This is a genomic window from Eisenbergiella porci (genome assembly GCF_009696275.1).
Lineage (GTDB): Bacteria > Bacillota > Clostridia > Lachnospirales > Lachnospiraceae > Eisenbergiella > Eisenbergiella porci.
In genome coordinates, this window is record NZ_VUMI01000031.1 from 37024 (window position 1) to 57873 (window position 20850).

General features: G+C 51.1%; 22 protein-coding genes and 2 pseudogenes. 5 read left to right on the plus strand and 19 right to left on the minus strand.

The window, feature by feature from the left end:
* Positions 1–207: 207 nt before the first annotated feature.
* The 4 genes from FYJ45_RS17850 to FYJ45_RS17860 all read left to right on the plus strand — a co-directional run bounded on the left by FYJ45_RS17850 (position 208) and on the right by FYJ45_RS17860 (position 1716).
* A complete protein-coding gene (locus FYJ45_RS17850) occupies positions 208–432 on the plus strand; it encodes a hypothetical protein (RefSeq protein ID WP_276915039.1) in 225 nt (74 codons plus the stop codon).
* Between the two features lie 379 nt (positions 433–811).
* Positions 812–955, plus strand: a complete 144-nt coding sequence (locus tag FYJ45_RS31835) for a hypothetical protein (RefSeq protein WP_320620697.1) — start codon at positions 812–814, stop codon at positions 953–955.
* Positions 952–1524 carry an ATP-binding cassette domain-containing protein gene (locus FYJ45_RS17855; RefSeq protein WP_321170258.1) on the plus strand — a complete coding sequence of 191 codons (573 nt, stop codon included), beginning with the start codon at positions 952–954 and terminating at the stop codon, positions 1522–1524. Before FYJ45_RS31835 ends, FYJ45_RS17855 begins: the two co-directional genes overlap by 4 nt.
* A 45-nt stretch (positions 1525–1569) precedes the next feature.
* Complete coding sequence (locus tag FYJ45_RS17860) at positions 1570–1716, plus strand: hypothetical protein (protein WP_154466271.1); 147 nt, start codon at positions 1570–1572, stop codon at positions 1714–1716.
* Between the two features lie 40 nt (positions 1717–1756).
* Here the strand turns inward: FYJ45_RS17860 and FYJ45_RS17865 are convergent, their stop codons facing one another.
* The 9 genes and pseudogenes from FYJ45_RS17865 to FYJ45_RS17905 form a co-directional block, all read right to left on the minus strand.
* Positions 1757–3181, minus strand: a complete 1425-nt coding sequence (locus FYJ45_RS17865; protein WP_276924774.1) for a sensor histidine kinase — start codon at positions 3179–3181, stop codon at positions 1757–1759.
* A pseudogene (locus FYJ45_RS32760) lies at positions 3126–3239 on the minus strand (DNA-binding response regulator); the annotation flags it as partial. The pseudogene FYJ45_RS32760 and the gene FYJ45_RS17865, both read right to left, overlap by 56 nt.
* A gap of 67 nt (positions 3240–3306) precedes the next feature.
* On the minus strand, positions 3307–4371 hold the full coding sequence (locus FYJ45_RS17875) for a VCBS repeat-containing protein (protein ID WP_235930873.1): 1065 nt from the start codon (positions 4369–4371) through the stop codon (positions 3307–3309).
* Positions 4372–4431: 60 nt separating this feature from the next.
* Positions 4432–5055: a hypothetical protein gene (locus tag FYJ45_RS17880; protein WP_154466275.1), complete on the minus strand. Its 624-nt coding sequence runs from the start codon at positions 5053–5055 to the stop codon at positions 4432–4434.
* 315 nt (positions 5056–5370) lie between these two features.
* Positions 5371–6864 carry an IMP dehydrogenase gene (locus FYJ45_RS17885; RefSeq protein ID WP_154466277.1) on the minus strand — a complete coding sequence of 498 codons (1494 nt, stop codon included), beginning with the start codon at positions 6862–6864 and terminating at the stop codon, positions 5371–5373.
* An 88-nt stretch (positions 6865–6952) separates the two neighbouring features.
* Positions 6953–7285 carry a cupin domain-containing protein gene (locus FYJ45_RS17890; RefSeq protein WP_154466317.1) on the minus strand — a complete coding sequence of 111 codons (333 nt, stop codon included), beginning with the start codon at positions 7283–7285 and terminating at the stop codon, positions 6953–6955.
* Between the two features lie 93 nt (positions 7286–7378).
* Complete coding sequence (locus FYJ45_RS17895) at positions 7379–8731, minus strand: MATE family efflux transporter (RefSeq protein WP_154466279.1); 1353 nt, start codon at positions 8729–8731, stop codon at positions 7379–7381.
* Positions 8732–8828: 97 nt separating this feature from the next.
* Entirely contained in the window at positions 8829–10070 is a 1242-nt protein-coding gene (locus tag FYJ45_RS17900) for a sensor domain-containing diguanylate cyclase (RefSeq protein WP_154466281.1), read from the minus strand.
* Between the two features lie 3 nt (positions 10071–10073).
* Positions 10074–10616, minus strand: coding sequence for a V4R domain-containing protein (locus FYJ45_RS17905; RefSeq protein WP_154466283.1), 543 nt, complete (start codon positions 10614–10616; stop codon positions 10074–10076).
* A 116-nt stretch (positions 10617–10732) separates the two neighbouring features.
* On the opposite strand from FYJ45_RS17905, the pseudogene FYJ45_RS32765 reads away from it, so the two are divergent.
* Positions 10733–11134: pseudogene (locus FYJ45_RS32765) on the plus strand (sulfite reductase subunit C); the annotation flags it as partial.
* Between the two features lie 80 nt (positions 11135–11214).
* Here FYJ45_RS32765 and FYJ45_RS17915 read toward each other — a convergent pair.
* The 10 genes from FYJ45_RS17915 to FYJ45_RS17950 form a co-directional block, all read right to left on the minus strand.
* Complete coding sequence (locus FYJ45_RS17915) at positions 11215–11694, minus strand: response regulator (protein ID WP_154466285.1); 480 nt, start codon at positions 11692–11694, stop codon at positions 11215–11217.
* A 344-nt stretch (positions 11695–12038) separates the two neighbouring features.
* On the minus strand, positions 12039–12524 hold the full coding sequence (locus FYJ45_RS31840; protein WP_320620695.1) for a GH32 C-terminal domain-containing protein: 486 nt from the start codon (positions 12522–12524) through the stop codon (positions 12039–12041).
* On the minus strand, positions 12509–13540 hold the full coding sequence (locus FYJ45_RS31845; RefSeq protein ID WP_320620694.1) for a glycoside hydrolase family 32 protein: 1032 nt from the start codon (positions 13538–13540) through the stop codon (positions 12509–12511). Before FYJ45_RS31845 ends, FYJ45_RS31840 begins: the two co-directional genes overlap by 16 nt.
* Complete coding sequence (locus tag FYJ45_RS17925; protein ID WP_154466287.1) at positions 13533–14009, minus strand: GH32 C-terminal domain-containing protein; 477 nt, start codon at positions 14007–14009, stop codon at positions 13533–13535. The genes FYJ45_RS31845 and FYJ45_RS17925 overlap by 8 nt, the downstream gene beginning before the upstream one ends.
* A 29-nt stretch (positions 14010–14038) precedes the next feature.
* On the minus strand, positions 14039–14500 hold the full coding sequence (locus tag FYJ45_RS17930) for a glycoside hydrolase family protein (protein ID WP_154466289.1): 462 nt from the start codon (positions 14498–14500) through the stop codon (positions 14039–14041).
* A gap of 12 nt (positions 14501–14512) precedes the next feature.
* Positions 14513–14644 carry a hypothetical protein gene (locus FYJ45_RS31470; protein ID WP_268890950.1) on the minus strand — a complete coding sequence of 44 codons (132 nt, stop codon included), beginning with the start codon at positions 14642–14644 and terminating at the stop codon, positions 14513–14515.
* Positions 14634–16838 (minus strand): LamG-like jellyroll fold domain-containing protein, encoded by a 2205-nt coding sequence (locus FYJ45_RS17935; protein ID WP_154466291.1) that lies wholly within the window; start codon positions 16836–16838, stop codon positions 14634–14636. The genes FYJ45_RS31470 and FYJ45_RS17935 overlap by 11 nt, the downstream gene beginning before the upstream one ends.
* A gap of 150 nt (positions 16839–16988) precedes the next feature.
* The gene (locus FYJ45_RS17940; RefSeq protein WP_195841873.1) at positions 16989–18626 is read right to left on the minus strand and encodes an extracellular solute-binding protein; all 1638 of its coding nucleotides are present in this window, start codon (positions 18624–18626) and stop codon (positions 16989–16991) included.
* A 258-nt stretch (positions 18627–18884) separates the two neighbouring features.
* Positions 18885–19907, minus strand: a complete 1023-nt coding sequence (locus FYJ45_RS17945; protein ID WP_154466295.1) for an ABC transporter permease — start codon at positions 19905–19907, stop codon at positions 18885–18887.
* A complete protein-coding gene (locus FYJ45_RS17950; RefSeq protein WP_154466297.1) occupies positions 19828–20850 on the minus strand; it encodes an ABC transporter ATP-binding protein in 1023 nt (340 codons plus the stop codon). Before FYJ45_RS17950 ends, FYJ45_RS17945 begins: the two co-directional genes overlap by 80 nt.

Consider the following 20850-nt stretch of genomic DNA (forward strand, 5'->3'; position numbering starts at 1 on the left):
AAATACTGATTGCAAGCAATATCCCATAATTTAATCTTTTCATGCACACCCCTCCCTTGTTACGCCCAAATATGTATAGTAAAATAATTGTTTTCTTCATTCTACCATGCCTGCTCCGCCTTTATCAACAACTACTAAAAAGATCACCTTCCTTCGCCCCTTCTGGTTACTGTTCACCCCTTCTGAAAAACGGCACAAGAATCCCGATTGTTTGCGCTTCACCTTCACGACAACATGGGTATCAACGATGATCACCTCGCTCCCGGAGAAGGAATGGTAAACTGGGCAAACGTCAGGGATATTATCGATGCCTCCTCCTATGAGGGCTCCTATACCCTGGAAAGCGACAGCGCCATCATTCCTGCCGGACGAACACCCCTGGAACACCTGCTGCTTCATTATAAAGGGGCAAAAGCAATGCTTTTTCCGTAATCGCTTCCGGTACATATAGTAAGTCCGGCGTCTTTCTGCTTTCATTGCCAGCTTGCATTCCCCTGCGCCTGCAGGCTGGCAATGAAAGCCATAACAACGGTTCTCCCATGTAAAATTTATGTAAAGAAACCGCCCTGTCTCTTGCTCTCCTTCACCCACTCCCCTATAATAGGGACAACATTAATCCTCAGTGTTTTATAAAAGAAAGGAATTTTCCCATGGACGACGCCCACAGTGACGCTGCCCCAAACATATATACACATACCTGTTTTTTAAACGGCAGCCTGTTAAAAACAGGAACACACAGGCATAGTCTGCGTTCCTCCGGGAATACGGGCCATGCTTTTTTGTGTCCTGCGAGATGAAAAGGAGAAAAAGCATGGATCTGCAACTGGAAAACATAAGAAAAGCCTATGGCGACAAGCAGGTGCTCAGGGACTGCACCTTTGCCTTTAAAAAAGGAAAATATACGGCCTCCTGGGCAAAAACGGAGCTGGCAAAACCACTCTTTTTAACTGCCTGACAGATGAGGTGCCCGCGGACGGAGGACGCGCGCTGCTTTTTGACGGCGACGGCGCGCCGCGGCCGCTTACGCAGGATCAGGTGGGGTATGTATATTCCACGCCTATTCTGCCGGATTTTCTTACCGGCTATGAATTCATACGTTTTTTTATGGATCTTCATGAAGGAAATGTTCCTGTGGGAAAGACAATTGATGACTATTTTGATATGGTAAAAATCGATGTCCACGACAGGCACAAGCTGATCAAGGGGTATTCCCACGGAATGAAAAACAAAGTGCAGATGCTCATGCTTCTCATAGCCCGCCCGCCTGTGATTTTGCTGGACGAGCCGCTTACCTCCTTCGACGTGGTGGTGGCCCTGGAAATCAAACAGCTTCTCCGTGAAATCCGGCCGGATCATATTCTTATTTTTTCCACCCATATCCTGCAGCTTGCCACAGATTTGTGTGACGAAATCGTAGTGCTCAGTGACGGGCGGCTCAGCCGTCTCGACCATTCCCTGCTGGATAGCCCTGACTTTGAAGCCAGGCTGATAGAATTATTAAAGGATGAAAATGCCCATGATTAATACCTGCAGATAAAAAACCCGTTTTTTTCCGTCATCAATATCATCATGTATGCTCTCTATTTCCTCTGCCTGGAAATCAAAGTGACCGGAAGCCTGTTTACGCTGGGCGTGCTCGGCTTTACGGTGATATATATTGCGGCGGCGCTTGTTCTTGTATATTTTCGTTCGCCGAAGGCCTTCCGGGTAAAGTAAATTATTGTACAGGCATTACCGGAGCCGCGGCTCCGGCACGTCAATGGCGGAATACAGCACCGCGTCGTAGGCAGAGGCTTCCTCCTTTATCCGGGAGGACAAAGCTGATGCAGGAGCCTTTCCCCGGTTCACTTTCGATTTCCAGCTTGCTCCCATGAAGGAGAAGGATTTCCGCACACAGGGCCAGGCCCAGGCCGGCCCCGTTCTTGCTTCTGGAGCGTGACTTATCCACCATGTAGAAGGCTTTGGTGATATTTTTCTGTTCTTCCCTGGGGATCCCCACACCCACGTCCTTTACCTCAAAACGGTAGCCTCTCTCCGTGAGCTTCCCCCTCACCTCAATGGGGCTTCCCGGCTCCGAGGCCTTGCAGGCGTTATCCAGCAGATTCACCAGCACCGACTTGATCAGGTTTGCCTCGGCCCTCACCATGCAAGACTCATACTGAAAATGAAATTCCATCTCAGTATGGGATGCAAACATATCCTTCAGATATTCGAAAAGGGAAGCGGCAGGCACCAGCTGGAACTGCACTTCCTCCTTCTTGGTGACAATGATATCCAGAAGCCGCAGGGACATGGCCTCCAGCCGCTTTCCTTCCGTATATATATAATTGGCGGACAGGAAGCTTTTTTCCTCATCCAGCTTACGGGAACGCAGCATGTCCGCATAGCCTATGATAGCCGTCAGCGGAGTCTTCAGCTCATGGGCAAAGGCAGCCACGAAATCCTCCCTGGCCTGGATTTCCTCCTCCAGCTTGTTGCTATTTTCCTCCAGCACATTTGCCATATGGTTAAAATCCGTGGTCAGCTGTCCCAACTCGTCATTGCTGATCTGCCTTGCCCGGTAGCCGTAATCTCCCGCCGCCATGCGCTTCGTCGCCCTGGTAAGCAGGCGGATGGGCTTGGTCAGCCAGGAGGAAATCACCAGCATCAGCACCGTCCCGAATACCAGCATCAGTATCGTCACCCGGCGGTACACGGAAAAGCCCAGATGCCTTTCCCGGAAAACCTCGGACACATCCTTCAGCGTTTCCAGATACAGGATCCTGTCCAGCGCATTCACCGTTATCCCGGTCTGGATATAATAGCTGTCCTCCTGCCTGATCACCCGGTAGGTTTTGGTATTTTCATCCGTCTGGTCCAGCAGGCCGTTGTCCGCTTCAAAGCCGCTGCTGATATAGAGCACGTTTTTTTCCTCGTCGGACAGGCGCAGCAGACGGCTGCTGTCATGGCTGCCGGTCTCCATGTTGGAGGCGACCTGCTCTATGGTATGATCCTGAAGCACATCGTATTTTGCGGGCACGTTAAGCGCGGCCGTCTCAAAGGCGAACCGGAGGATGCTGTTTTCATCCAGCGCCTGCCCCACCTCCCTGTCCAGAGCGGTCTCAAACACATAATTGACAAAATAAAATCCGCTGAATCCCGTCCTGGACAGTCCGGCACTGGTAGCCTGAGGCGGAAAGATTCAGATCTATCAAATCGCAGATGGGCTTTTCGTCATCCACTATCAGTATTTTTATCATCGGTACAATGATGCTCCTTTCCCAAACAATTGTTTCCCGGCAGGCTCTGGCCCCTTCCGGCCCCTGTTTACACGGACCAGCCCCAATAGGCGCGCGCCCTTAGCACCAGCTCCTCCGTCGTGACGTTTTCCCCAATCCGGTACAGCTTCTTATACTCCGTATCGGCGGAAAAACCTCCCGTTCTCTGGTAATAGATCTCAAACTCCGTTCCAATCACCGCCTCCGCCTGTTCGCTTTCATAGCTGTAGCGGCCCAGCACGATGATGTCCTTCAGGCCGTCCCCGTCCACATCCTTGCAGACAAGGCCCTTGAGCGCATACAGATTATCGTATTCCCCCATGGGCTGGAAGCTCCAGACGATGTAACCCTGCTCATTTACCAGATAAATCATAAATACATTATAATCCGCCATGGTATAAGTTCCCGGCACCACCTGAAGCCTGCCCATCTTTTCAAAATTCCGCCAGTAGCACTGTTCTTCTATAATCCGGAAGCCATGATCCAGCTGCGCCTTTTGCGTCATGGCCGTATACAGGAATTCCGTGGAATTGCCGTCCCGCACAAAGGAGGTGATGAACCGGATGCTTTTATTCATGCTGAAGCGGTTGATTTTATCGGAAATCCGCCAGTCCTGGTAGAAGCCGTCCCTGCTTCCGAACAAAACATCCCCTACCTTATAGGTTTTCTCCGGGCGGGAGCTGTTTTCATTGATGCAGGAGGTGATCAGCACAATATCCGTGTAGCCGTCCCCGTTCAAATCCTGGAAGGAAACCGCCGCCATGCCTTTATTGGGCTGCTCCAGCATGCCCCGGTTCCGGTTGTTGGTTTCCAGTCTGTCGGTTTTGTATACCACCCGGTCCTCCCCGTCCGTCAGGAACAGGGCAAACCGGTTATATTCCGTATCCAGCGCCGGAATGAAAATCACTTCCCCATAAGGCTCCAGCGTTACCGGAAACGCCTGGGTATCGATGATCCTAAACCCCTGCGCCGGAATATCCCCCAGCTTGTCAATCGCATCAAACCGCTGCCTGTACGCCTGGTATTCCTGCGCCGGCTGTGCCGATTTTCTTTTTCCGTTCCCGCAGCGAACAGGGAAAGCGGACAGCACAGAAACACTGTCAGGAGGATACATGCGCCCCGGGCCAGGCGGGTTCTTATTTTTTCATACAGCAAGTCTTTTCACCCGCCTCTCCTATTCCTTCCTGTCCGCTTCCGCCGCCTTTTGAATCAGCCGCTCTATCCCCTCCAGAGAATAGGAAAGCAGCCGCCCGAATGCACAGGCTGTCTCATAGCTTTTCTGCTTTGTATACCCGCCGGTTTCCTGCAGCCTCCGCTGTTCCTCCTTCAGCCGCAGATATTCCTCCAGCACATCGTCAGTATAGTAAAAAAGGAAATTATATTTGCCCCGGTTGGCCTGCGCAGGGAATAACTCCGTGATAAAGGCCTCGTCTTCCGGGTAATATTTTACCCCGTATTTTTCACAAAGCTTCTTTACTTCCGGCAGATAGCTGTTGCGTTCCTGCCTGGTGTCACAGGGATGGCTCATGGCCAGCTTCTTCGCTCCCGCCGCCGTCATCTCACAGAAAACATCCATTACGCCCAGCTCATAGGAATACCGGTCAACCTCACGTTCCCCGGCGGCTTCCTCCTCCCATGGCTCATACTCTTCCTTATCCAGGGAAAGGGGAATGCCCGTCCTGCTGGTCACATTCACTCCGCCATACCAGGTACTGTCTATTTCAAAAATATCGCCCACCTGATATTCCATGGAAAATTCATCATTCTTTTTCACTATCCTTATCTTCTGTCCGCTCATATCTGCTCTCCTGCTTTCATCCTTCCCCGTTGATCCGAAATCTTTTAATCAGTCCCATGGGCAGCTGCGCCTGTGCCGAAAGCTCCCGGCCCTGCTGCTTTTCTGGCCGCTTTAATAATTATGCCATGTTTTTCCCAACTCTTATGCTCAGTTAATTATATCATAGCATGAAAGAATGACAACGATTAAAAAACCTTTCCCTTCCGCCGGCTCTGTCCAAAATACCGCAATCGATAAAAAAGAAGAGGCGCCGGCGGCTCCTCTTCTTTTTTATCAAACACGGTAACTATTCGTTACACCCACAGTTACCCAATATTAACGTTTATCCCTCAGCATAACATCATGGGCTCCGCCTTCCACAATGCTTGTGGAGGAAACAAGGGTGATTTTGGCCTTTGCCTGAAGCTCGGGGATGGTCAGAGCGCCGCAGTTGCACATGGTGGAACGCACCTTGCTCAGCGTAAGATTTACATTATCCTTCAGGCTTCCGGCATAGGGCACGAAGGAATCCACGCCTTCTTCAAAGGTTAGCTTCTTGTCTCCGCCCATATCATAGCGCTGCCAGTTCCTGGCCCGGGCGCTTCCTTCCCCCCAGTATTCCTTCATGTAGCTGCCGTTGATATTTACCTTCTTGGTGGGGCTTTCATCAAATCTTGCAAAATATCTGCCCAGCATGACGAAATCCGCGCCCATCGCCAGCGCCAGCGTAACGTGATAATCATGTACAATGCCGCCGTCGGAGCAGATGGGAACGTAAATACCGGTTTCCTTATAATACTCGTCCCTCGCCTTCGCCACTTCAATTACGGCTGTCGCCTGGCCTCTGCCGATACCCTTCTGTTCACGGGTAATGCAGATGGCCCCGCCGCCGATTCCGATTTTTACAAAGTCGGCTCCGGCGTCAGCCAGGAAACGGAAGCCTTCGGCGTCCACCACATTGCCTGCACCCACCTTCACCTTGTCCCCGTAATTCTTCTTAATATAATCCAGGGTGATCTTCTGCCATTCCGTAAAGCCTTCCGAGCTGTCGATACAGAGCACATCCGCGCCGGCTTCCAGAAGCGCCGGAACCCTTTCCGCATAGTCCCTGGTATTGATGCCCGCGCCCACCAGATAACGCTTGGAGGCATCGATGGATTCATGCTCGTTCTTCTTATGCCTGTCATAGTCCTTGCGGAATACCAGATAAACCAGTTCCTGCTTCTTATTCACCAGAGGGAGACAGTTGATCTTATGATCCCAGATGATATCGTTGGCTTCCTTGAGCGTTGTATCCTCGTCCGCATAAATCAGGTCTTCGAACTTCGTCATAAATTCGCTTACCTTCATATCCGGCTCCATGCGGCTGACACGATAATCCTTATTCGTCACAATGCCCAGCAGCCTGCCGCCCGCTTTGCCGTCTTCCGTAACGGCAATGGTGGAATGGCCGGTCTGTTCAGTGATCCGAAGCACATCCTGAAGCGTCATATCCGGTGATACGTTGGAGTCGCTCACCACAAAGCCGGCACGATAGCGCTTCACCCTCCGGATCATCTCCGACTGATCCTCAATGGACTGTGAACCATAAATAAAGGACAGGCCGCCCTCCTGCGCCAGCGCAACCGCCAGCCTGTCATCCGAAACAGACTGCATGATCGCGGACACCATGGGTATCTGGATGGACAACGCAGGTTCCTCGCCCCTGGCGAATCTGACCAGCGGGGTCTTCAGACTGACCTCAGACGGAATGCACCTGGTGGATGAATACCCCGGAACTAAAAGGTATTCACTGAACGTTCTGGATGGTTCCTCGTAATAAAATGCCATATCAACTCTCCCTTCCTGACAGTTAACCGGTTCTTATATATTGTCAACCAGCATATCACACCGCTCAGCCGTTGTCAACGACACTTTATTACAAAAACTCCTCCCGCATCGGAGTGAAAATATCCAACAGAATTCCCTCCTTCAGACAGACGCACCCATGCTCCACACCATCCTTTTTCAGCATGCTGTCACCCGGATTCACAATTTTTTTCTCACCTGCTATCTGAAACTCAAACTGCCCGGATACCACATAGGTTATCTGGGTATGGGGATGGTGATGCACAGCGCCCCTGGCCCCTTCCATAAAATGATTCTCCACGCACATCAGCCCGTCCGTGAACGCAAGCACCTTACGCTCCACACCCGGCGCACAGGCCTGCGCGGCTATATCGCTGTTTTTCACCCAGGCCTGATCCTTCATTGCCCTTGCATATTCTGTTTCTTTCATGAAATAATCCCTCTCTTTTCCTTATTAATAATGTTTATAATGGTTTCCGGCCCTGCTGGATCCCCGCTATTCCCTTGTCAGCTTCCGAATCCAGTTCCCATAATGGGATTCCAGAAACGCCGGAATGCATTTGAAGATCTGATCCGCATTCAGGCAGCAGACCACTGTCGCCGGCGAAGCCTTCACCACAAAGGCCATGACAAATGACAGCGGTATCACGATTCCCCATATGCTGATAAGATCCATCTTCACAACAAACATAGCATTCCCTCCTCCGCGGATAATGCCATTGTTGGTCGGCATCTGGTAGGACATGCCTATGACCACAACGCTCAGTATTATAAGGAAGGTATTGGCCATCTCCTTGGTGGAAGCGGACAGATCATACAGCTGCAGAATGGGCACCCGGATAAGGAACAGAAGAAGCCCTGACACCAGGCCGATAACCACAAAAATACGCTGCAGCCTTCCGGAATATTTTTTTACCAGAGCGATATCCCCCGTACCTATCGTATTCCCGATGATGATGGAAGCGGTGGAGGCCGCACCCACAGCCATGGACTTGACCATCATAAAAATAGTGGAGGCAACGCTGTTTGCCGCAATGGCCGCCGCAGTCATATGGCCCAGGATGACGGTCTGCAGCGCGGTATTCACGCCCCACAGCCCCTGCACCACCAGCATGGGCGCCGTCTCTCTGAAGTAATCCCCGGAAAGGACACGGTCATGCTGCAGATAGCTGCGAATGCTCAGATGCAGTTGCTTTTCCTTTTTGATAATGTAGATAATCAGTACCACAAGCTCCGTCATACGCGCCGCCAGCGTCCCTATCGCCGCACCCGCGGCCCCCATTTCCGGCGCACCGAAATGGCCGTATATCAGCACGTAATTGATTCCGCAGTTGACAAAAAACGTCATCACCGAAAGGTAGAAGGCGATTTTCACCACCTCCACACTGCGCAGCGTGGCCAGCAGAATCTGGGTGACAGCAAAAAAGAGATAGGTAAAGCGGATAATGGAAAGATAGCTTACGCCCTCACGGATGATGCTCTCCTCTGTCGTAAAAATCCCCACCGCCTGGCGCGGGAAAATACTGACAAGTGCAAACAGCAGTATCGCGATCAGCAGGCCCGCATGCATGGCCGTTGCCGAGATCTTTTTCATTGGTTCCGTCTGCCGCTTTCCCCAGTACTGGCTGCAGAAAATAACAAGCCCGTCTCCCAGGGCCATAAGCAGCTGCTGATAAATAAACTGGATCTGGTTCACCGCCGCCACGCCGGACAACGCCGTTTCGCTGTAGGAGCCAAGCATCATATTGTCGGCCAGGTTAACGCTCAGAGTTACCACATTCTGCAGTACAAGAGCTACATAGATAGTTAAAAATTTTCTGTAAAATGAAGTGTCTACTTTCCGTTTCATAAGTTTTTTCTGTTTTTACTTTCTTTTTTTATTATTCTTACGTATTAAAAAGATCTTGGGAATAGAAAAATATATCCACTGGCGGAAGGGCGGCTTCTCAGCCTCTGGGATACCGCTTCTTGTTCCGCCTTTTGCATTCATACATCTGCGCATCCGCCGTTTTGATAATCTCCTCCAGCGTCAGCCGTTTACCAGTTCTCCTGATTTCCACTACGCCGTAGCTGAAGCTCACCGGATACTCCTCTTTGTTTTCCGCCACAAAAAGCTCCAGAAGCTCCGCAAACTTCTTCTCCGCCGTTTCCTTCTCCACCTCCGGTATCACCACACAGAATTCATCCCCGCCGATCCTGGCGAAAATATCCGTGGAACGGACCGAACTTTTCATAAGGGAAACAAAGCTGCGGATATAATTATCCCCCTGGTTATGTCCGTAATGGTCATTTACGTATTTCAGACCGTCCAGATCCAGATAGCAGAGAGTCACTTCCCTGCCCTCCTCCAGCACGCTTTCCATATATTCATCAAAAAACAGCCTGTTATGGATGCCGGTGCCCGGGTCCAAATACGCTTTGCTGTTCAGGCGGTTGGCCGCCTGCTTTTCATCGGTAATATCCGCCACAATATGGGCATAGGCATTCTGCCCCCGCCATTCTATATGGAAGGTGGTGATGCGGTAATATCCCTGCTCCTCATCTCCCGCTTCCCATACCTTATACTGTTCGCTGTCCTGCCAGTTCAAAATATCATTTCTGAAGGAAAGCCTGTGCCGGCATTTTTCACAGAACTCAGGATCGATCTGCTTTTCATCCTTTCTCTTGTTGCAGTAAACAATATCCCTGTTTTGTGCATCCACCACCACAATCCATTCTTTCCTTCTGCGCGTCATCTCCACAAGCAGATCATTATATTCCTCAATAACCTGCGCCCGCTTCTGGACCTTCTGCGCTTCCTCCTTCAGCTGTGTCTCCCGCTCCTTCAGCTGGGCCGTCATGGTATTGAAGGCCTCCGAAAATTCTCCCAGATAGGAAACATGCTGAGAGTAATCCCCGCTCGCCACCTGCTTTGCCTGCCAGGTCAGATGATTCAGGTTGGCATGGAGATTTTTCAGATTAACGCACAGGAAATTGTCCCTGGACGGATAAGCCCCGGACAGATTGCCCCGGGAAAGGTCTTCCGTATACGCGAGCATTTCCTCCACCGCCTGCTGCAGGAATGCAAGCCCCTTCCCAAGCTTTTGATAAGGCTCGTCCAGCTCCTTGACATCAAGCGGACGGATCTGCTGATCATACAGAATACTTCTCAGGTATTCAAACAGCAGCTCACAATTATCCTTTTCCATCTCCTACCTCTTCTCTTCCGGTTCCACACGGAACCGGCATACACGATCCCCTGTCGCCCAACAATCAACCTCCACGGCAGAATACTCTTTTCCCGTATAAGAGGATAAAATACCGGCGATAAAGCCTTCATCATAATTACATACCGTTTTCCCCAGCAGCGGAAGGCCGGAGCAGTCCGCGTCCTCCGATACGGTAAGCATGATCCTTCCTGTTTCTTCATCGAATTTTTCTATCCGCAGGACGCCGATTTTCATCTCTTCCATCTTGGACTGCAGCGACGCTATGAATGCGTTGAGCGGCAGGGATATATCCAGTATGTTCTCCGCGAAATAGGCGCCGGCCTTAAAGCCGGCCTTTCGGAAAATACGCACCTGCTCCTCTTCCCCCAGCTGTTCCCCCAGCTGTTCGCGTATGGAATATTCCATAAGCCTGTATACGGCCACCGGAAGCTGATCCCCCAGATTTCCCCTGTCGTTGGTATTATAATTCATGTATTCAGTCAGGCTGAGCTTTCTTTTGTTCTCCAGAAAAACGTTCTCTGCCATACTGCCTTTCCTCCTCTGTCCTGTATTTTTCCGTCCTATGCAGCGGTGCATTTTATATGAAATGATTATAGCACAAAATAACCTTAACACCTGACTTTATTTCAAAAGTTATATTTTTGGGCTGCGGCGAATGCGTCCGCGCCTGTCCTGCAAGCGCCTGGACACGTCAGGAAACCAAGTTCTACCGCGTGATCCTGGGAGGACGCACCGGCCGTCAGACACCCCGTACAGGAAAAATGTTCCTCAACTGGGCCACTGAGGATGTGGTATTAGGCGTTCTTGGAAACTGACAGAAGTTCTCCGCCTGGGTAATGAACTACAAGCCCGAATATCTCCACGGCGGCCACCTCATTGACCGCGCCGGCTACAAAAAGTTCAAGGAGCTGATGCTTAACGGCGTTACATTAAACCCGGAATGTCTGGTAGCGGAGGATATCTTCTGGCAGGAGACGGAGTATCGCTCCAACTTCAATGTAAAACCCCTTTCCATGCATCATACTGCCGGCCCACAGGAATAGGGAACGGCATTGCCCTACTCATAAAAAGGCCCTCCGGAAACTCTCCGGAGGGCTTATTTTTATCAAATATACGGCCGTTCCTACTCTTTCAAAATCTTTTTCTTAAGCAGATGGTAAAGCTGCTCCGGGTCTATCGGCTTGGCCATATGGGCATTCATTCCCGATGCGGCAGCCTTGACCATATCCTCATGTAACGCATCCGCCGTCATTGCAATGATGGGGATCGTAGCGCTCCTGGGACATTCCGCCCGGCGGATTAGCTCCGTGGCCTGATAGCCATTCATCAGCGGTATCTGCACATTCATAAGGATGGCGTCATATTTTGACGGTTCCATCAGGAACAGCAGGGTGGTAATGAAGCCCTTCATGTCCAAAAGCCTTGACCGCATGGCCCGAGCTTCATTGGACACCGTGTAGGGATGCTCATAAATCATGGTTGCCGTATTCTGCATCCGCCGTACAGACAAAATGCCGGCTACGGTAAGCAGGACCTCCAATGCGCAGATCCCCGTAATCCCAGCCAGCATTAATTTGGAATTTTTTCTCCTGGAAACGTTCATGGTGCAATACTCCTTCGTAGGATACCCTCAGTTAAGATCCGTTCCTTCTGTCTGCTCCGGTACAGCATTGCAGTCTAATCCAGGCTCCGGTCCTTGTTCATGTTGTGCTATATTTAGACTTATCTTCCAGTAAATATAACATAGACCTTTTCAAATCACAAGGGGCACAATTATTTCCTGCCTTTAAGTACAAGAAACTGTGTTAATTTGGCCAGAATGGCAGACTCCTTTGACCGTGTCTGCCATTCTCCGAATATCCTCATTCTTTTTTGTCACTCATGCATCACAGCCAAATAGCCTGTATGCGCGGTATATGCGGGGAATCTTCCCGTTGTCCGCCGCTATCAGCAACCCGGATCCAGGCCGAACTTTTTTACGGAAAAAACTGCCGAACCGTCACAGGAGAAACAAATACCGTCAGCCTGCAGCCGCGTATAAATCAGGGTGCTCATCGCCTGCTCACCGCCGTTTACAAATATCTCCAGCGTAAATTTATCCATAAGAATGCGTAGGGACAGCTTTCCCCCATGCGGCTGTACATACATGCTCCTGGTACACAGACAATCGTGTACCAGGCCGGAATAGGTTCTGTCTGTGGTCAGCGTTTTCATTTCCCGGTCATAAATCAGGGAGGTTCTGTTTTTCTCATCCGCAGCCAGGGCAATTTCAAAGCGTCCAAAGCCATGGTCTTCCAGTTCTACCGTCATATCGAAAACGCGTCCCTTCACTCCTTCCGGTGTCACCGTACCATCTTTCTCTTCCAGCCTGATATTCTGATGTACAATTTCCTGTGTATGATACTGGTCCAGCTCCCTCACCGGGGTCTGCACCAGTCTTCCCCTTTCAGGGAAAGCTCTCTTGGAACCGTCATCACCCCGGACCAGTCCGCAGTCTCCGGCGTCAGGTAATTGTCCCAGCTTTGCAGCCAGCCAATCATCACTCTGCGTCCATCCTTGGTTTCCACGGTCTGCGGCGCATAAAAATCCAGGCCGTAATCAATTGCATGGCCTTTCCCCCGAAGGAATTCCCTGCTTTCCTCCCCATATTCCCCCACAAAGTAAATGGAATTGTTTCCATTATGGAATTCCAGTCCCTCCGCCTGCATCAGCTGCGGGGATACGATCAGGACCTGTTTCTGATCCAGCCGGAAAAAATCAGGACATTCCCACATACTTCCGTAACGGTTATCGCTGCGGTCCAGTATTCTCTCAAACTGCCACTGCAATGCGTCCACAGAGGAAAAGAGGGCGATCTGGCCGCTTCCGTCGGCACTCCTGCTGCCGATTACCGCATAAAAGGTATCCTTTTCCTTCCAGATCCGCGGATCCCTGAAATCCTCCAAAGAGCTTCCCTCCGGGAGCGCCCCGGCCCCTATCACCGGATTTTGCGCCGCCTTGACATAATTGACGCCGTCCCCCGCCGCAATACTCTGAGTCTGCCTGATCTGCCGCGTACCGTCTTCCAGTTCCCTTTCCTGCACACTGGTATACATCAGGATATGTTTCCCGTCCTGCTCCACCGCAGAGCCGGAAAAACAGCCCTGCCCGTCATAGTCCCTGTCCGGCGCCAGCGCGCATGGAAGCTGTTCCCATCTGATAAAATCCGTTGTTTTGCAGTGCCCCCAATGCATGGGACCCCAGACCGTACTGTAGGGATGGTACTGGAAAAAAAGATGATATTCTCCCTGATAAAGTGAAAAGCCGTTGGGATCATTCATCCAGCCCACAGGAGGCGTCACATGAAATACCGGCCTCATTTCCGGATTTGACTGTTTCCATTTTTCCTGTTCATATATACGGGCCTGCATCAGTTTGTCATTTTCTGCCTTCTGCCTGGTTTCACTCACACCTTATCTCCTCCTTATTTTCCGGGTATCTTTCCATGACAGACATGGAAACCGATTCAAATACTGTTTTTCCAAAAGAAAACAATGACAGTCTTCTGTCTTTAAAATCATACATGCGAAAGCTCAGGGCCGCTTCATCATTTACATAGACAACGCCGATGCTGCCCTCCGTTACAATTTCCATATGATAACTACCGTCTCCGGTATCCCTTATAGGTGTCTCCATTTCCACATCATAAGGGAAGGTTTTTCCGCCGCCCTCCGACATTCTCAGCCAGGAACGGTATACAAGACGTTTCCTTTCCGGCTCCACATAAAGATAATACCCTTCCTTCATATCCTCATCTGCATGCAGGATAACCCCAGCCTGCTGTGCTCCCTGTACTTTCATCTGTACATTTATCAGGCATCGTTCCGGCAGTTGCTGCATCAGCAGCATCTGCTGGGAGACCTCCTGCAACGCGGTCAAACGGCCGCTTTCTTCCTTCCAGCCCTCGGTTATGGGAAGGAAACAGTTGGGAATCCGGTGCGTGAAAAGCTCCTTTTTTGCCTGTGCCGCCTTGGATAATACACCGGCTTACGGTATTCCCAATGCTTCAGATCCCTGGAAACACACAGTCCCACGCAGCCGGTCTGGCTGTGCCCTTCATTGGCCCTGGCCGCCAGGAACATCCAGTATTCCCCCAGTTCCTCCCGGTACACAATACGGGGATCCCTCCAGTCCGGTCCCTGATAAATCACACCGTCAGGGCCAAAGGTATCCTCTTTTACATAATCCCAGTGATCCAGACTGCCGTCCCTGCTGATATAATGGGTTACGAACTGTTTTCCTTTCGGGAAAATACAGGCAAAAAGATGCCACTGTCCATCTTTGAAAATCAGTCCCCCGTACCTTCCTGAATGTAAAGAGGTGTCTCTTCGCTCATATGGATGAGATCCCTGCTTTCCATCCGGTGCCATCCATGTACCACATCAAGCCCCTCCGGGTTTTTCCACCCCTTCATAAATCCCATCAATGTATTTGGGGATAACATCCCCGGTACGCGCTCCCGGCGCGCTGTAAAAAAGCTTTTCTTCCATCCTCTTCTCCTTTTTATCCTTCATAAACCGCATCCATTTCCCACAGTTCAAATTCTGTAATTCTTCCCATGTTCTCATCTATCCGGAATGCGCGTGTATTTCCCTGAATATAATTGCGCAGTGTCATAGATTTCCGCTGATTCAAATATACCTCCAGCATGGAATGATCCAGGAAAAATTCCATGCAGATGCTTTCTCCTTTTATATCCACCAGATCCTCCCGCCCCCTGCACTTGCCAAGCGGCCTGCCGTTTTCTTCCTGTGCAGCAAAAAGTCCCGTATCCCTGTTATAGAAAATCTTCCCCTTTTTCTCCGCTTCGTATTTCCGGCAGGAAGCGGCCGCGGTGCAGTTTTCTGTTAAGCTACTGCTTTCTTCTTCAACGCAGCCCTCTGTTATGCCGCAGATTTCCGCCGCAACATAGTCTCCCTCCACACAAAGCCGCAGCCAGAGCCGGTTGCCCATGATTTTTTCAAGCTGTCTGTTCGCTTCCCGGGCGGAGACAGCTTCCAGCCTGAGCAGTCTTTTCTTTTTCAGCCCGTAGATTTCCCTGACAGGCTGCAGCCGCAGTTCTCCTTCCGCCACGGACAGTTCCACCGGCAGACCGCCATTATGCGCCCAGCCGGAATTAAATTCTTCCTCCGGCCCGCGCTTGCCCTGGGCAATGGTAAACACCACGCTTCTTTGATCCGGCGTAACGAAACCGCTGGGACCTGTAAAGGTTCCGTTCCCCAGGTCAAGAAGCATGGCCCTGTCATGGAATTTCCGGAAGGTTTTTCCTTCACAGTCCCAATGGCCCAGGAAAAAATAGGTTTCCACCGCCTCATTTTCTATCTGGCAGGCACAGAGCAGCAAAATATGGCAGCTGATTTCCCCAGTTTCATCCCGCAACGGCAGCAACACCGGCAGTTCCCACACATGGCCGGTTTCCATATTTTTTTCATAATCATAGTCCAGCAGGAATCCGTGGGATTCCCATTCTAGTCCGTCCGGCGAGGAATACAGCACCGCATTACCGCCGCCATTATTCTCATCTCCTGTCCCTACCAACATAAAATAGGTATCCTTCTCCAGCCAGACAAAGGGATCTCTGAATTCCCCCCGCCAGCCTTCTGCCTGCTCCCTTACCACTCCATATTTGTTCCATTTTTTCAGCCGTCCGTCCCCGGCCGCTGCCATGGCCATGGCTACTGACTGGTTGGGAAATTTTTCATTATTTCCTGCTGTGTAATAAATACGCGGCTGTCCGTCTTTATCCGTCAGCGCACTGCCTGACCAACAGCCGTCCGGGTCCGGCGCATTCTCTTCCGTTTCCAGCGCCAGGGGCAAATCCTTCCAGTGAACCATGTCATCGCTGATCAGATGTCCCCACTGCAGGTGGTTCCAAAGAGGGGCGTGTGGGTTGGCCTGGTAGAAAATATGATATTTCCCCTGAAACCAGAACGGCGCATGAGGCTCGTTCATCCATTTCCCCGGCGCAATCAGATGGTACTGCGGACGCTGCCTGTCATCCAGGTAGCAGCTCCTGTCCGGAATCAGCGGGGCAAGTTCTTCACCGCAGGGATATTGTGCATGCAGCGCCTTTACCTGCGTATCGGAAAGACAGCCCTCCTGCAGCAGTACACATTTCATAAGTCCGCAGAAAATCCCCGTCCGCACCTTTTCCGGATCCCCTGCTCCGTCCTCATACCTCCCAAGAAATGCCGGTGCTTCCGGCCAGCCTAACGGCGTATGCCTGCGAAACTGTTTCCGGTTGGACAACCGTCCGTTCAGATATAAATCGCACCATCCCGCCTCCTGACGAAACACCACCGTCAATATGCTCCACCGGTTCTTCTGTGCCCTTTCTCCAAGGGAAGTAAAGGAATACAGGTTCCTGCCGTCTCCAAAGCCCACTTCTATTTTCCCATGCTTAAGCAGCCGGATGTAAAACCCTTTTTTCTCCGTTGCATTAAAATAAGAACAAATTCCATCGCCCTCGTCAGAATATTCCTGTGGGGCAAAAAAGAAGCTGCTGGTGAAATCCCCGGTAAAATCCCATTTTTCCTGCGTTCCTTCAAACCAGGTGGAATAGCCGTCGAAGACAAAGCCATCCTCCTGAAGAATGCATGCCCGGTTCTCATATTTTCTGCCGTCATTTAACAGAAATCGGATGACATTTTCTTCCTCACAGCAGAGGAATTGGCCGTTCCTGTCTTTCTTAAATGTCAATTGAATCATGGCTTCTCCTTTTTAATCTTTACAGAGCAGTCTAAATCTTATCTTTAACCTTAAAGCAACTTTTTCCGGTTAAAACAACAGGGCAGGCAGCTGACCTGCCTGCCCTGCATTTAATTTCTGTCTGTTTGTACTAACGGCTTGCTGCCCAGTTTATTTTGCCAGGGCTTCCTGATAACGGTCATAGGCCGCCTGCCAGCAGGCAATAACATCGTTGAGTCCCATATTTTCCAGATCGGACAGATACTGATCCCATTCTGTCTCTATACCGCCGTCTCTGAGCCAATGCGCCGTCTTTTCCTCCGTCAGGGATTTGATATCGCTGAGTTTGTCGTTGATAGTTTCAATCTCTTCCGCCGTATAGGTTACCGTAGGATAATATTCCGTGCTGTCCACATAGTTAAACCAGAAATTCTTCAGATCATCCAGTCTTTCCTGAGCGCGGTCTTCCAGATAGTAATAGGTACCGTAATCCTCAGCCAGCTGCTCCGTAGGTCCCTGCAGCTCAGATTTGGATTTCAGTTCGCCGGCAGTCTCGCCATCTTTTAATTCTCTCATAGAGTAGCAGCCGTTTTCATCGGGTTCTTCCGTCCAGTAGGTGCCAATCGGTCCGTAAATTGCCTGCATGCTGATGATGGGGTCATACATCTGATCCACCCATTTCAGCAGCAGCTCCGGATTTTTGCAGGCTCTGGTTATGGAGAACTTATCGCGTCCCGTGGTTCCCATTTCATTCAGATTCACTCCATGGGTGCCGTCAGGTCCGTTGAGAATCGGCAGATATTCATAGCTCTGCGCACGCTCCGCGCCCACAACCTCAGGGATTTCCCACCATACGAACACGCCGAGCCTGGGATCCTCGCCGTTTCCTTTGGCGATATACTGACTGGAATCCTGGGAAAATACTTCGATGTCAATCAGCCCTTCTTCAAACCAGGAATGATAATAGGCAATGGCGTTCCTATATTCTTCGGAAGCCGCCTGGTAATATACCTTTCCATCCTTGATTGCCCTGTGATCCAGCTGATAGTCCGTACAGCCAAAGGGCGCCAGCAGGGTTCCGATTCCGGCGCACCAGGAACCGTTTTTCTCAGGGAAGATGAAGGACAGCGGGATTTCATCCGAAGGGTCCCCGTTGCCGTTTACGTCATTGTCCTTAAATGCCTTGAGCACGTCATGGAGTTCATCCACCGTAGTGGGCATTTCCATATTCACAGCCTCCAGCCAGTCCTTGTTAATCGCCGTAAACTGGGGGATGGCGCCGATATAGTAGGTTTCGCCGTCCGTATGCTCAAATCCCATCTCGGAAATTGTGGGAAGTCCATAAATATGGCCGTCCGGCATGGTGCACACTGCAAGCAGCTCCGGACGCTTTTCCACGATTTTCATCAGGTTCGGCATGGTTTCCTCATTGATATAGCTTTCCAGGGGAATCAGCATCCCGTTACCGCCATAGGTGATAAGCTCACTGTCGGAAAGGTTGGCAGACATCAGCGCATCCGGGAGATCATTTCCCGCATTCAGGAGCAGGTTTTTCTTCTCTGTCAGCGTGTCGCCGGAAACGCAGTTCCACTCAATTTCCACACCTACCGCTTCATTCATCTGCTTCACCAGGGGCTTTTCACTGTTATCCGGCGACAGCGGGCTGATGCCTGCAAAAATCTTGAAGTTTGTCTGCGAGGTATCCGCCTGTACGCTCCCGCTGCTTTCTTTTCCCCCGCAGGCCGCGGTGGACAGGACTACCGCTGCGGTCAGTCCCAGTGCAATCAGTTTCTTGAGATTCCTTTTCATCTTGTATCCTCTGAGGATGGCGAACTGTTCGTTTCCTCTATCTGCCAGCCCATTCAGCAGCTGGCGGAAAAATGTGTGGAAATTGTTCTGATGCAAGATCATTCCACGATTCCCAGCTTAACACTTCTTCCCGTGAAATACGAATATGGCGGAACCACCCTGCGGCCTGAGAATCCTCCAAATTGCGCCGGTCATTAAAGACAGAAAGAGGCACCTGCGATTGCAGATACCTCTTTCTGTCTTTATATACACCTAAGCCTATGCCCTGATCTCCTGCCTCATAAACCCAATATAAGACAGTGCAAAACACACCGCCGTCAGCGCCACCATACACACCAGATGGGGCCAGACGAGAAGCAGGCTCTGCCCAAAGGGCAGATACCCCGCAATGGCGCCTGAAAGCTGGGAATTGGTGATTACGCCTATGCTCCTGATGTTGGGATTTAAAATGGTGGCCGCAGCCTCCCCGAACAGATAATAAGGGGAAATCCTGTTCAGTCCCAGCTGAAGGTTATAATTATCCATCATATGGAACATGCCTTCTATGCCCTCCGTAGGATAGACCATATCGGCAACCGCTCCCGCCACCATACTCATGAAAAAGGACAGGAAAATCCAGATGGAGATTCCCGCCAGGGCCGCTGTCGCCGCATGTCTCCACAAAACGGAAAACAGAATGGACAGCCCCAGCCAGAAGGAAATATAAAATACCGTAAAAAGCAAAAACGCCGTAATACGAAGCACTTCCTCAACCGACGGAGGAAGCCCGATGGCAAGCAGTCCGATGGCGCTCACCAGGATTCCCAGGGAAAACACCATCATAAAAACGGCCGCAAAGCCTGCCATAAATTTCCCGTTAATGATTGCATCCCTGTAAATGGGCTGTGACGTCAGGCGGTTCAGCGTTCCCAGCGAACGTTCCCTATTCACACAGTCAAAACCCATGACGATGCCTGCCAGCGGCCCCAAAAAGGCCAGGAAGGTGGAGATGGAGGGAATGGATTTTCCTCCTGTGGTAAACAGCGTTAAAAAAATAAATTCGCTGCTATCCGTCGCGGCATCACGGACACTGCCCAGCGCGCCGTAAAGGCTTGCCATGCTCGTCAGCGTCAGAAGAGCCAGCATCAAAAGAAACCGGGCGCTTTTCAGATGATCCGTCAGCTCCTTGCGAAACAGCACCAGCAGGCCGTGCATGGAGCTGTTATCTTTTTCCGATTTTAGCTTTGACAGCGCTCCTGATGCCGTCCCTGAAAGTCTTTCTTTTATCTGTATAGCCTTCATACTGTTCACCTGCCATTTCAAAATATTTACTGTAGATTTCATCCAGATCACCGCCGCGCTGGCGCAGCCTGCGCATATCATAGCCATTGGTAAGCAGCGCCGTGATCACTGCAGTGTGGCAGTCCCTGTCCGAATGCACAAGAAGCATTCCGTTTTCCCGGGTAATCCGTTTAACGCCCTCCATACCGGCCAGCAGGCGTTCCAGCGCCCTGTCGTTGGGCCATGCCTCAAGCTCCAGCACATAATTGCCTGCGCTGCGCAGCTGTACCGCCAGATCGTTTATGGATCCGCAGGCAATCAGCTTTCCTTTGACAAAAATGCCCACCCGGTCACAGATCTGCTGAATCTGGTGCAGCTGATGGGAGGAAATCAGGATGGTTCTCTTATCCTCCTGCGCCAGCCTGTGAATCAGCCCCAAAAGCTCCCGCATGCCCTCCGGGTCAATTCCCAATGTAGGTTCGTCCATAATGATTACCTGCGGATCCTTCATCAGCACATCCGCAATCCCCAGCCGCTGCTTCATTCCTCTGGAATAGGTGCCCGCCTTCCGGTCTGCGGCTTCCCACATGCCCACTTTTTTTAGCATCTCCTCAATCCGCTTTTCCAGCGCTTCCCCGTTCAGGCCGTTCAGACGGCCGGTGAAACGAAGATTCTGGCGGCCCGTCATATCCGGATAAAAGCCTACGTTGTCCGGCAGATAACCGGTAATTTTTTTCACCTGCAGGGAGTTCCGGGTACAGTCGAAGCCTCCGATGAAGGCAGTGCCAGCCGTAGGCTCCGTCAGCCCCAGAAGCATCAGGGTTGTGGTTGTTTTCCCCGCGCCGTTGGGACCCAGCAGGCCGAATACCTCGCCCCGCCGGATATCCAGAAACAGACTATCCACCGCGGTAATACTGCCGTAGCGCTTGGTCAGCCCTTCTATTTTAATGATTGTATCTTCCAT